Annotated in this window: 10 protein-coding genes; 4 read left to right on the top strand and 6 right to left on the bottom strand. The window is 62.8% G+C overall.

From position 1 onward, the window contains the following. Positions 1-30 precede the first annotated feature (30 nt). Complete coding sequence (locus tag ACFQ6Y_RS11135) at positions 31-1,053, top strand: M23 family metallopeptidase (protein WP_378632056.1); 1,023 nt, start codon at positions 31-33, stop codon at positions 1,051-1,053. Between the two features lie 76 nt (positions 1,054-1,129). Here ACFQ6Y_RS11135 and pcrA read toward each other — a convergent pair whose 3' ends face one another. Further along, the gene (gene pcrA / locus ACFQ6Y_RS11130; protein WP_378632051.1) at positions 1,130-3,622 is read right to left on the bottom strand and encodes a DNA helicase PcrA; all 2,493 of its coding nucleotides are present in this window, start codon (positions 3,620-3,622) and stop codon (positions 1,130-1,132) included. A 316-nt stretch (positions 3,623-3,938) separates the two neighbouring features. On the opposite strand from pcrA, the gene ACFQ6Y_RS11125 reads away from it, so the two are divergent. Further along, positions 3,939-4,274, top strand: a complete 336-nt coding sequence (locus ACFQ6Y_RS11125; protein ID WP_153211831.1) for a chorismate mutase — start codon at positions 3,939-3,941, stop codon at positions 4,272-4,274. Between the two features lie 74 nt (positions 4,275-4,348). Here ACFQ6Y_RS11125 and ACFQ6Y_RS11120 read toward each other — a convergent pair whose 3' ends face one another. Continuing rightward, a complete protein-coding gene (locus ACFQ6Y_RS11120; protein WP_378532597.1) occupies positions 4,349-5,803 on the bottom strand; it encodes an NAD-dependent succinate-semialdehyde dehydrogenase in 1,455 nt (484 codons plus the stop codon). Between the two features lie 92 nt (positions 5,804-5,895). Here ACFQ6Y_RS11120 and pgi point away from each other — a divergent pair, with 92 nt between their 5' ends. After that, the gene (gene pgi, locus ACFQ6Y_RS11115) at positions 5,896-7,551 is read left to right on the top strand and encodes a glucose-6-phosphate isomerase (protein ID WP_378632045.1); all 1,656 of its coding nucleotides are present in this window, start codon (positions 5,896-5,898) and stop codon (positions 7,549-7,551) included. 2 nt (positions 7,552-7,553) lie between these two features. Here the strand turns inward: pgi and ACFQ6Y_RS11110 are convergent, their stop codons facing one another. Further along, on the bottom strand, positions 7,554-8,366 hold the full coding sequence (locus tag ACFQ6Y_RS11110; RefSeq protein WP_378446401.1) for an FAD:protein FMN transferase: 813 nt from the start codon (positions 8,364-8,366) through the stop codon (positions 7,554-7,556). Between the two features lie 942 nt (positions 8,367-9,308). Between ACFQ6Y_RS11110 and ACFQ6Y_RS11105 the strand changes: the two genes are divergently transcribed. Then, complete coding sequence (locus ACFQ6Y_RS11105; RefSeq protein WP_378446399.1) at positions 9,309-9,752, top strand: helix-turn-helix domain-containing protein; 444 nt, start codon at positions 9,309-9,311, stop codon at positions 9,750-9,752. A gap of 12 nt (positions 9,753-9,764) precedes the next feature. On the opposite strand, the gene ACFQ6Y_RS11100 is transcribed toward ACFQ6Y_RS11105, so the two are convergent. The 3 genes from ACFQ6Y_RS11100 to ACFQ6Y_RS11090 are packed head-to-tail and all read right to left on the bottom strand — an operon-like array spanning position 9,765 to position 11,866. Beyond that, positions 9,765-10,583 (bottom strand): ABC transporter permease, encoded by an 819-nt coding sequence (locus ACFQ6Y_RS11100; RefSeq protein WP_378632039.1) that lies wholly within the window; start codon positions 10,581-10,583, stop codon positions 9,765-9,767. Then, the gene (locus ACFQ6Y_RS11095; RefSeq protein ID WP_378632034.1) at positions 10,543-11,394 is read right to left on the bottom strand and encodes an ABC transporter ATP-binding protein; all 852 of its coding nucleotides are present in this window, start codon (positions 11,392-11,394) and stop codon (positions 10,543-10,545) included. Before ACFQ6Y_RS11095 ends, ACFQ6Y_RS11100 begins: the two co-directional genes overlap by 41 nt. Position 11,395: 1 nt before the next feature. Further along, positions 11,396-11,866 (bottom strand): MarR family winged helix-turn-helix transcriptional regulator, encoded by a 471-nt coding sequence (locus ACFQ6Y_RS11090; RefSeq protein ID WP_378632031.1) that lies wholly within the window; start codon positions 11,864-11,866, stop codon positions 11,396-11,398. Between the last annotated feature and the right edge of the window lie 15 nt (positions 11,867-11,881).

Below are 11,881 nucleotides of genomic sequence, written 5' to 3'. Positions count from 1 at the left end.
TGATCACGAACTCGAGGAGAGAACCGGCATATGCATCACCGCAGCCAGTTCACCGCCAGTAGGTTCTCGAACCCAGCACATGACGAGGTCACGACCACTTATCCAACGCACTCGGCCAGGCGTTACACCGAGACTAAAAGTTCTGAGATCTCTACCGATATGTTCATTCGAAATTCATCCTCCACGTCGTCAGAATCCGACTCTCACGAGTTCGTCGAGTCCGACGTGATCAGCGCTCCCACTTACTCCTCCTCCGCACCGACAGTCGATGTCGAATCTCCGGTTCGCCGCAGCGGTGCCCACCGACTCCCCACCCCTCCTTCCGCACTCAAGGGCCGCGCCGCCGTTCTGGCCGTTGCAGCCGGCGCAGTTGTCGCTGCGGGCCAGGCAGTCATCAACGACGGTTCCTCTTCCTCCGCCGACCACTCGGAAGTTGCACTCGCCAACGAGTCCTCCGCGATCGGCACCACCGCAGAACCGCAGGCCGCTCAGTTCGCTCCGGCCACCTCCACGGCAGCCACCACCGAGGCCGACGCTCCCCAGGTCCTCAACGTTGCAGCGCCGACCGATCTCTCCCAGTTCAGCAATCTGCTTGCCAAGGGCCAGCGTTTCAGTGACGAGCGCGCCGCACGCGAAGCCGCTGCCCGTCGCCCGCTGTTCGTTCTGCCCGCAGTCGGAACCTTCACGTCCAACTTCGGCACCCGCTGGGGCACCCTGCACGCGGGCGTCGACATCGCTGCCCCGATCGGGACTCCCATCGTCGCCGTCGCCGACGGCAAGGTCATCGATTCGGGCCCGGCTTCCGGATTCGGCATGTGGGTCCGCCTGCAGCATGCGGACGGAACGATCACCGTCTACGGCCACATCGACACCTCGACCGTCACCGTCGGTCAGCAGGTCATGGCCGGCGACCAGATCGCCACCGTCGGCAACCGCGGCTTCTCCACCGGCCCGCACCTTCACTTCGAGGTTCACCTCGCCGGCGAGAACAAGATCGACCCCCTCCCCTGGCTCGCCTCGCGCGGCATCAGCCTCGGTATCGAGCAGGACTGATCGCAAGCCCGACACTTCTGAAAAAACTTCCGGCCCGCACCTGAAAAGGTGCGGGCCGGAAGTTTTTGTCTGCCTTCTACAGCTTGACCATCGGCACACCACCGATGAGCATCAACCGCACCTTGCCCGCGCTACCGAAGTCGATGGTGACCGTCGCGGTGGGTCCGGTGCCCTTGGTTTCGAGAACGGTCCCCAGACCGTACTTGTCGTGACTGACGCGATCACCCGTGGTGAGGACCAGAACGTTGTTGCGGCCACGCGCAGCTCCGAAACTGGGAGTCGACGCAGCCTTGCCTGCCCCACCCCCATAGCCCTGTCCGCCGCCGTAACCCTGGCCGCCCTGGCTGCCGTACCGGCTTCCGCTGCCGTAACCTGGCCTACCACTTCCGAATCCACCACCGGTACCCGGATCCTCGCGGCGCCAGTTGATCAGGTCCTCCGGGATCTCCTGGATGAACCGTGACGCCGGGTTCTGGATCGGTTGCCCCCATGCCGAACGCATGATCGCGCGCGTCAGGTACAGGCGCTGCCTGGCTCGGGTGATGCCGACGTAGGCGAGTCGACGCTCTTCGGACAGCTCTGCAGGATCGCCGAGGGCACGCATGTGCGGGAACTGTCCGTCCTCCCAGCCGGTGACGAAGACGACCGGGAACTCGAGGCCCTTGGCGGTGTGAAGCGTCATCATGGTCACGACGCCGTCGTCGGAGTCCGGTAGTTGATCGGCGTCGGCGACAAGCGATACGCGTTCGAGGAACGCGGCGAGCGAACCCGGATCGGGTTCACCTTCGCGCATGGCTGCCGTTTCCTCGTCGTCCGGATCTGTCAGCCCCGCTGCGTTTCGTGCGTCGGAACTGAATTCTCTTGCCACGCTGACGAGTTCGTTCAAGTTATCGAGCCGAGCGCCGTCCTGCGGATCGCTGCTCGCAGCGAGTTCGGCGCGATAGCCGGTTCGCTCGAGCACCGCCTCGGCGACCTCACCGATGTCACCGAGTTCGAAGGGTTCGTCCTCGTCGGCCGCTGCTGTCGGCAGCAGGGCCCGCAGTCCGTCCATCATCTCGAGGAACGACGCGATGGCCTTCTGCGAACGCGTATTGAGCAGCGCCACTTTGCCTTCCGCGCCGTCGCGCAGTGCAGCGGCGAAGCTGATGTTGCGGTGCTCGGAGTGCACGGCGACGCAGGCTTCGGCTCGATCACCGATACCGCGTCGTGGTGTGTTGAGAATGCGTCGCAGGCTCACGGTGTCGTCCTCGTTGGCGAGGACGCGCAGGTACGCGACGATGTCCCGAACTTCCTTGCGCTCGTAGAAGCGAACGCCGCCGACCACCTTGTACGGCACACCGAGTCGGATGAAGATTTCCTCGAGCGCACGTGAGGAGTTGTTGGTCCGGTAGAAGACCGCGATGTCGGCGAACTTGGTCTCGCCCTGGTCCACCAGGCGATCGATCTCCGAGGCGACGAACGATGCTTCGTCGTGCTCGTTGTCTGCAACGTAACCGACGATCAGTTCGCCCTCACCGGAATCGGTCCACAGGCGCTTTTCTCGTCGTCCGGTGTTCTTGGAGATCACGGAGTTGGCCGCCGAGAGGATGTTCTGCGTCGAACGGTAGTTCTGTTCGAGCAGGATGGTTCGGGCGTCCGGGTAGTCGCGTTCGAACTCTTCGATGTTGCGGATGGTGGCTCCGCGGAATGCGTAGATCGACTGATCGGCGTCACCGACGACACACAACTCGGCCGGGGCAACCGCGTGGTCGGACTCGCCGGCACCGCCGACCAGTTCACGCACCAGCATGTACTGCGCGTGGTTGGTGTCCTGGTACTCGTCGACGAGTACGTGACGGAAGCGGCGACGGTAGTACTCGGCGATCTGCGGAAACGCCTGCAAGAGCGCAACGGTCTCGCCGATGAGGTCGTCGAAGTCGAGTGCGTTCGCAGCACGCAGTCGCTGTTGGTAGTGGCCGTAGACCTTGGCGATCAGTCGCGGCAGTTCCGCCGGATCCTGATCGGCCGCGACAACCGCTTCTTCCGGTCCGACGAGTTCGTTCTTGAGGTTGGAGATGTGCGTGGCGAGAAGCCGCGCGGAGAATCGTTTGGTGTCGAGCTCGAGGTCCTTCGAGATCATCGTCAGCAGTCGACGCGAGTCGTCGGAATCGTAGATCGAGAAATTCGAGTTGAGACCGGGCAGGAGCGCCGCCTGTGCCCGCAGGATGCGAACACAACTCGAGTGGAACGTCGATACCCACATGGCGTTTGCGCGCGGTCCGACAAGCGCGGCCACACGCTCACGCATCTCGGCTGCAGCCTTGTTGGTGAAGGTGATGGCCAGGATCTGGCCGGGAGTGACGCCCCGTTCGGCCAGCAGATAGGCGATGCGACGCGTCAGCACTGCCGTCTTGCCCGAGCCGGCACCCGCGACGATCAGCAACGGCGAACCGGTATGGACCACAGCCTCGCGTTGCTGCGGGTTGAGTCCCTCGAGGAGGGCGTCCGAACCCGCGTCGTGTCCCCGCGCGCCGCCCCCGTCGTGATGGGAATGTCCGTCGTGCTCACCGAGTGCTGGGTACGTGTTCATCGCCTGTCCACGCTACCGGCGTCCACCGACACGGTCGTCAGTGCGTCCACCTGCTGGTAGAGGCACTTGGATTCCTTGTGTCGAACATGGCAAACTGGACGCTATGTTCAGCATTTCCGTTCGCGACAACGCGGCCGACCCCGTCGGTCCGCTGTGGCGTTACTTTACGTGCCCCGGACCTCGGTGCACGTGATCTGAACAGCTCACCCGCCCCTGGTCCGAATCGGATCCGGGGCATTTTCGTCAGTGTGCCTGGATCGGTAACGACCCGAGCCGAGACCACGATCCACGCAGTAGGAAGAGGAGACGAATAGCAATGAGCACCCAGGCTGCAGCACCCAATGGAAATACTGTAAATACTGTAAATACCGTAAATACTGCTCCGACGGACGTCGAGATCCCCCAGAGTGAGGCGGAGATCGACGAACTACGGAAAGAAATCGACCGTCTCGACGCCGAGATCCTCGCGGCCATCAAACGCCGCTCCGAGGTCTCCCAGATCATCGGCCGCACCCGGATGGCATCGGGTGGTCCGCGTCTGGTGCACAGCCGGGAGATGAAGGTCCTCGAACGGTTCAACGAGCTCGGCCAGGAAGGCCATACCCTCGCGATGCTGCTCCTGCGTCTGGGCCGAGGACGCCTGGGCCACTAGCGCACACGCCGATCATTCGCGAACGGCCACATCGGATGCCTCTGGCAGTCCCGATGTGGCCGTTCGCGTGTGTATCAGCTCTCGAGCGCGATGTACTTCGTGTCGAGGTACTCCTCGATCCCCTCGGTCCCGCCCTCGCGGCCGAATCCGGATTCCTTCACACCACCGAACGGCGCTGCCGCGTCCGAGATCACTCCGCGGTTGACGCCGATCATTCCTGATTCCAGAGCGTCGGAAACGCGAAGTGCACGGTCGAGATCCTTCGTGAAGATGTATGCGGCCAATCCGAATTCGGTGTCGTTGGCGGCCGCGATTCCCTCGTCTTCGGTGTCGAAACCGGTGATTGCGGCGACGGGCCCGAACACTTCTTCCTTCAGAATCCGTGCGCTCGCCGGAACGTCGGCCAGCACCGTGGCGGGATAGAAGTACCCTTCACCACCTGGCGCTTCGCCGCCCAGTCGCACCTTTGCCCCGGCGTCCACCGCGTCTGCGACCAGCTCTGCGACGGTGTCGAGCTGATCCTGGTTGATCAACGGCCCGAGCTTGGTCTCCGGGTCAGTCCCCGGTCCCATCGTGAATGCCGCCATCTTCTCGGTCAGTTTGGTCGTGAACTCTTCACGCACCGCGTTGGCGACGTGGAAGCGGTTGGCGGCAGTGCAGGCTTCGCCCCCGTTGCGGAGCTTGGCCAGGACCGCGCCTTCGACGGCCTTGTCGACGTCCGCGTCGTCGAACACGACGAAGGGCGCGTTGCCACCCAGTTCCATCGACGTGCGGAGCAAGCGCTTCGCGGACTTCTCCACGAGCATCTTGCCGACGCCGGTGGACCCGGTGAAGGTGAGCTTGCGCAGTCGCGGGTCGTCGATGAGCGGGCCGGTCACTTCACCGGATTTCGACGTCGGCAACACCGAGAGGACACCGTCCGGCAGCCCTGCCTCGGCCATGAGCTGGGCGAGCAGCAGCATCGTCAACGGGGTCTCCGAGGCGGGCTTGACGATGATCGTGCACCCGGCAGCCAAGGCCGGTCCGATCTTCCGGGTGCCCATCGCCAACGGGAAGTTCCAGGGCGTGATGGCCAGACACGGTCCCACCGGCGCCTTCGTGACAAGGATCCGTCCGTTGCCCGCCGGCGCCGGTGTGTAGCGCCCGCCGATGCGAACGGCCTCCTCGCTGAACCACCGGAAGAACTCCGCCCCGTACTTCACCTCGGCGCGGCTTTCGGCGAGCGCCTTACCCATTTCGAGGGTCATCAGCAGCGCCACGTCCTCGGCGCGCTCGGTGATCTTCTCGAAGACGGCTCGCAGGATTTCCCCACGCTCGCGCGCAGGTGTGCTCGCCCACTTCGGCGAGACCGCCACTGCTTCGTCGAGGGCGCGTAGCGCGTCCGCGGGGCTCGCATCGGCGACATCGGTCAACGGTTTCCCGGTCGCCGGATCCGACACCGGAAAGGTCGCGTTGTTCTCCGCGGGCACGAACCGGCCGCCGACGAACAACTGGGTGGGAACTGATCGAATGAATTCGAATGTGTCCATGGGTTCCATGATGCTCGCCGCAGGCGCGTACGTCTGCGGGCGAGTAAGACTCGCGAGGAAGTTTCCAGCCCGTGCCACTAAAGTCGATGATCGTGAGCACTGATATCACCGGAACCTCAGCCTGGCAGAAACTGCGCGCTCATTACGCCGACATCGAAGGCGTTCACCTGCGAGAACTCTTCCAGGACGATCCAGCCCGAGGGCGAGAGCTGACGATCGACGCCGGTGATCTTCACATCGACTACAGCAAGCATCGTGTCAGCCGCGAGACTCTCACGCTGCTCGTAGACCTTGCCCGCGAGGCCGGCGTCGAAGCACGACGCGACGCGATGTTCGCGGGTGATCACATCAACACCTCGGAAGACCGCGCCGTGCTGCACACAGCGCTGCGTCTGCCGAAGGATTCTGCTCTGACCGTCGACGGTCAGGACGTCGTCGCGGACGTTCACGAGGTTCTGGACGCGATGGGCGCTTTCGCGGATCGCGTGCGCAGTGGCGAGTGGACCGGCGCCACCGGCAAGCGCATCCGCACCATCGTCAACATCGGTATCGGCGGTTCCGACCTCGGGCCCGTGATGGTCTATCGCGCGCTACGGCATTACGCCGACGCCGGAATCAGCGTCCGGTTCGTCTCCAACATCGACCCTGTCGATCTGGTCGGGCAGCTCGACGACCTCGATCCGGAGACGACGCTCTTCATCGTCGCGTCCAAGACCTTCTCCACCCTCGAGACGCTCACCAACGCGACTGCGGCAAAGCGTTGGCTGTTCGCCGGCCTGGGCAGCGAAGACGTCTCCGCCGTAGCCAAGCATTTCGTCGCAGTCTCCACCCACGGTGACCGCGTGGCGGAGTTCGGCATCGACACCGCGAACATGTTCGGTTTCTGGGATTGGGTCGGCGGGCGCTACTCGGTCGACTCGGCGATCGGCTTGTCGGTCATGTGCGCCGTCGGACCTGTCCGTTTTGCGGAGTTCCTCGACGGTTTCCACCAGATCGACACGCATTTCCGAAACCAACCGCTCGAGCAGAACGCGCCGGTACTCCTCGGTCTCATCGGGCTCTGGTACTCCAACTTCTTCGGAGCTCAGTCCCGCGCAGTTCTGCCGTACTCCAACGATTTGTTGCGCTTTCCCGCGTACCTGCAGCAGCTGACCATGGAATCCAACGGCAAGTCGGTGCGCGCCGACGGCTCACCGGTAACCACGTCCACCGGTGAGATCTTCTGGGGCGAGCCTGGAACCAACGGGCAGCACGCGTTCTATCAGCTCCTGCATCAGGGCACCTGGCTCGTGCCTGCCGATTTCATCGGGTTCGCGGAATCCACCGACGATCTGCCGACGGCGGACGGCACGGGATCCATGCACGATCTGCTCATGAGTAACTTCTTCGCTCAGACCAAGGTTCTCGCGTTCGGCAAGATGGCCGAAGAGATCGCGTCGGAGGGCACGGCACCAGAGTTGGTGCCGCACAAGGTAATGCCAGGCAACCGGCCTTCGAGCACCATCTTGGCGAAGGAATTGACACCCTCGGTGGTCGGTCAGTTGATCGCCCTCTACGAGCACCAGGTATTTGTCGAAGGTGCCGTATGGGGGGTCAATCCGTTCGATCAGTGGGGCGTCGAACTCGGCAAGACGCAGGCACTGGAACTTGGGCCTGCACTGTCCTCCGAAAAGGCACCCGGCGACCTCGGCGACACATCTACCGATGCTCTGGTGCAGTGGTACCGCAAGGAGCGCGGACGGGCCTGACTTCACGCGGCGGCTGGGCCGAACCAACTCTCCGTTGTGTACACGCGCCCGGATCGGTCGACGAGCCGAGCGCGAAGCTCTTGCTGTTCAACCCATTTGATGGCACTGATACCTCGGATCAATGCTGCTTCGCTCGCGGCGTACGCCCACACTGCGTCATCCGCGATCACCGAGACTTGCGCCCACTCCGTGGAGGGTCGCTCCTGGTTGGGTTCCCAGGAGGGCAGCTCTACCGCCCGCGCCGTCGCCATCGCGGTTCCGTTGATCAGCTCGACTTCTTCGCTGCCCGGCACCGGAATCTGCCAGCCTCCGGCGGGCGCATGGCCGGCAGTGGCGATCACGTCGCCGATCCGCACGGCAACACCACATTGCAATTCGGCAGCGACGATCTGCGCGGCGCGATCGACTGTGTCCGCCTTGGCAACTCCGGTGATGTCGAATGACGCACCCCACGGCGCGTACACCACGTCACCGTCGAGTTGGACGTCCTCGAACGTCGGGGTGGGGTGCACCGGAGGGATGGATTCGTCCTCGGAGTAGTTGTCGGCAAGCGGATTGACTGCACCGCCGGTCATGCGGGCCGCCCACAGCGCGGAGCGCAGCAGAGCCGACATACGTCGTGTCACTTTGACCGGAGTTCCCTGAGCGAGATTGACGGCGTGGATCTCGGCGTCGCCCCGGCGAAGGTCGCACACTGTCTCGGTCTCGTCGATGGCAGCTGCGATCAACGCGTGCGCAGTGGGCAGCGCAGCGCCCTCGGTGACATCCACCTCTACGGCGGAATCCCACATCGCCCACTTCTCGACACTGACCATGCCAGTCCTGCCCTTCAAACACCGCGTTGTAACCAGTATGCGCCGGTCAGCAAGCCCCGTGCCATAAGCCGCTGATCAGAGTCGAGGCAAGCGTGGTGCACGGTGTGCAGCGCTTCGGCAGCCGAGACAGGAACGGGACAGCGACGAATCGGAAGACCTGTGCGACAGAATTGCCGCGCGTCACTCTCACCCGCTGTTCCGCCCTGACTGGCGTCTCGCTGCAACGCACGCCGACTACTACAGACGCAACAGGCAATTCCGACTCGAAAGATGCAGAGGCGATCCTCGACGTGTCCTTACGGGGTGCTGCGTCACAAGACCCGTGCCTCGTCGCCGAAGGCTGCCGAAAACTGTCCGGGCACATGCCGACGGCGCCGACAGCACCGTATGAAATAGTGGCGAGCGGCGAGATGTATTGCGCTCCAACATCGGTGACATACCGATCGGCCGCTTTTCGGAAAGCAACGACTTCGATCGGAGCCACTGGGAACACCTGACCGACAGGTCGACTCGGCCGACCGCCCACTCGCGAATGACAAAAAGTGCGCGCCCGTTCTTGCTCGCGGGCGTCGACTCGACCACCAAGTGAGGACGGCGCGCCAACTTCCGCGAAATGCAGCGACCGTCACCTACCGGCGGTTCGCGCACGTTACAGGCAGGGCCGACATGCATCGACCCTCATGGATAGGACCGGCCGAAAGAACCTGCAGCGCAACCGCGTAACCACCGCCATTTTGCTTATACGCCACCCCGACACCGCTTGGCAAAACGAACGGTCAGTACGCGGTGTAAATCACATACTTTGCAAAGTCTTTGGAATGTCGCCGCACCAAATATCCGCAGGTGAAAGGACTTTCGACCGGAGTCCAGAATAACCGTGTCGTCTACTATGTGAAAACTGCGAAGTAGCTGTGACGCTGGGTCACGCTCGAGGGAGGAATTGTGACCGATTCATTCAAGGACCGATTGAACGCCTTGTACCCGGCCACAGCCCCTAGACTCACCAACGCGCAAGTTGTGGAAGCCCTTTCACAACGAGGATGCAAGATTTCGACACCGTACCTCTCGCAACTCCGCAGTGGTGTGCGCACAAATCCGTCCGAGCAAGTCGTTTTGGCATTGGCCGATTACTTCGGCGTTGCCGCCGAGTACTTCTTCGGTCCGACGCCTCGTCACGATCCCGAACTGATTCCGGAAGAAGACCGTTCGGTTGTCGAAGAGTTCCACGACAGCGAATTACGTTCTCTGGCCATAAAAGCGGTTGATCTCTCCCCCGAATCGCAAGATTTACTCTCGTCCATTGCGGAGAAACTTCGCTCGTCCGAAGGACTCCCGGCCGTCCCCCCGGATTGCAGCACGTACACCCCACCGTTCACGCGCGACTAGTCGTGGTGAAGGTCAGCGAGTCAACCGGCCCAATAGTGCCGAGGCGGTGACGATTCCGAGCAGCGCTGCCCCGATCAGCACCCCGAAGTCGACGGCGTAATCGGTCGGCATTCCGATGAGCAGACCCCGCAGCGCTGACACCTCGTAGCTGAGCGGGTTGATGCGGCTGAGCCACTGAACCCACGTCGGCATGAGTTCGACCGGGTACAGCGCGTTGGAGGCAAAGAACAGTGGCATCGTGATTGCCTGCCCGATGCCCATCAATCGATCTCGTTTCAGCACGATTCCCGCGATCGCGACCGACAGGCAGGCAAAAAACGCGGAGCCCAGCACAACGACGACCACGACCCCGAGCAGTTTGAGCGGGTTCCACGTCATACTCACACCCAGCAGTGCCGCCACGATGACGACCACCACTGCTTGGGCGACAGCGCGGATACCGGCGGCGAATGCCTTACCCGTCACCAGTGCGGCGCGCGGCGTCGGCGTGACCATCAATTTGGTGAGTACTCCCGCGTCACGCTCCCAGATGATCTGGATTCCGTAGAAGATTGCAACAAAAAGAGCGGACTGAGCAATGATGCCCGGTGCGAGAAAGTCGAGATAGGGAACGTCGCCGGTCGGAATCGCTCGGATATGACTGAACGTCTGACCGAAGATCACCAACCAGAGGATCGGCTGGATTGCGCGCGTAACCAATTCAGATCGGTCGTGCCGCAACTTCTGCACTTCCACGAGGCAAAATGTGTAAATTCTCGACAGCAATCGTGCAGGACCGTTGGTTGTGGGATCAGCCCAAGCGGCGCGCTGTGCGACGGGCAGTGCGGACATCGCGGAGACCTCCTGACTTGTCGCCGGTGAGATCGTCGCCGGTGTAATGGCGGAACACGTCTTCGAGAGTGAAATCCGGTCCCAGTTCGGAGGCCAACGCGCTCGGCTCGCCCACTGCGCGAAGTTCACCGTGATGCATCAACGCAACACGATCACACAACTCGTCGGCTTCTTCCATGTAATGCGTAGTGAGCAGCACGGTCATGCCGTACAGCTTCTGCATCTCTGCCACTCGCTGCCAGACGGATTCGCGGGCAATGGGATCCAACCCCACCGTCGGTTCGTCGAGCACCAGCAGCGACGGTCGGTTCACCAGAGCCTGCGCAAGTTCGAGCCGTCGCACCATACCGCCGGAGAAACTCGACGCGAGACGATCCGCCGAATCGAGTAGATCCACCATCTCGAGCGCCTGGTCGACGCGCTCGCGTCGTTCGGACCGCGGAACGTCGTACAGTCGCGCGAACCAGGTCACGTTCTCGCGTGCGGTCAATGCGCTTTCGATCGAGAGCTGTTGTGGCACGTACCCGAGATAACGCCGAATGGTCATCGCTTCGCTGCGAACGGATCGACCGAGAATTCGAATGTCACCATCCTGCAGTGGAAGCAGGGTGTTGAGCATCCTGATCGTCGTCGTCTTTCCTGCACCGTTGGGACCCAACAGGCCGAAGCATTCCCCCGCGTTGATGACCAGACTCAAGTTGTCCACCGCGCGATGATCGCCGAAATTGTATGTTACCGAGTCGATCTCGACCGCGGGCGCGCCTGGGTCAGGCACGTGCGCCGCTCGGCTCTTCCGCCACTGTGTCAGCATCTCACTGCCCCTCGCCTTCTGATCCGGCTGCTGCCAGAGCGCTCGCCAATCGAGACAGGGCCGGTAGCGCAGCCTCGATACTCGTCCTGTCTGCTGCGGTCAGACTCGACAATGCCTGACCGACAATCACACTCCGTCGATCACGCCACACTTCGACGCGGGCGCGCGCCTCGTCCGAGAGCACCAAACGCGCGACGCGTCGATCGGCCTCGTCGGCGACGCGTTCGATCACTCCCTCGTCGACCAGCTGACGAACCAAGGTGGACACCGTATTTGCCGCGACACCCAACCGCCCGGCAGCCTCGGCCACGGACAGGCCCGGGTTGCGTCGCAGCAACCTGACGAGTTCGATCTGGGCGCCGGCGAGCGGTCGTTCCGCAAACGGACGCCCCGACGCCTTCCTGGTTCCCCGACGCAATTGCCCGAGCGTCTCGAGGACGTTATCGGTAAGATCTGCTCCGCTTTCATCCACAACCTCACAATAGCT

This window comes from Rhodococcus sp. NPDC056516 (genome assembly GCF_042794655.1).
Classification (GTDB): Bacteria; Actinomycetota; Actinomycetes; order Mycobacteriales; family Mycobacteriaceae; genus Rhodococcus_F.
Note: the sequence above shows the minus strand (reverse complement) of the source record. Positions and strands in the feature narration are given on the sequence as shown.

Bases quoted from the DNA above. Each gene is read 5' to 3' on its own strand.
- ACFQ6Y_RS11135 (WP_378632056.1), top strand. From the start codon at position 31: ATGCATCACCGCAGCCAGTTCACCGCCAGTAGGTTCTCGAACCCAGCA.
- pcrA (WP_378632051.1), bottom strand. From the start codon at position 3,622: ATGAACACGTACCCAGCACTCGGTGAGCACGACGGACATTCCCATCAC.
- ACFQ6Y_RS11125 (WP_153211831.1), top strand. From the start codon at position 3,939: ATGAGCACCCAGGCTGCAGCACCCAATGGAAATACTGTAAATACTGTA.
- ACFQ6Y_RS11120 (WP_378532597.1), bottom strand. From the start codon at position 5,803: ATGGACACATTCGAATTCATTCGATCAGTTCCCACCCAGTTGTTCGTC.
- ACFQ6Y_RS11110 (WP_378446401.1), bottom strand. From the start codon at position 8,366: ATGGTCAGTGTCGAGAAGTGGGCGATGTGGGATTCCGCCGTAGAGGTG.
- ACFQ6Y_RS11100 (WP_378632039.1), bottom strand. From the start codon at position 10,583: ATGTCCGCACTGCCCGTCGCACAGCGCGCCGCTTGGGCTGATCCCACA.
- ACFQ6Y_RS11095 (WP_378632034.1), bottom strand. From the start codon at position 11,394: ATGCTGACACAGTGGCGGAAGAGCCGAGCGGCGCACGTGCCTGACCCA.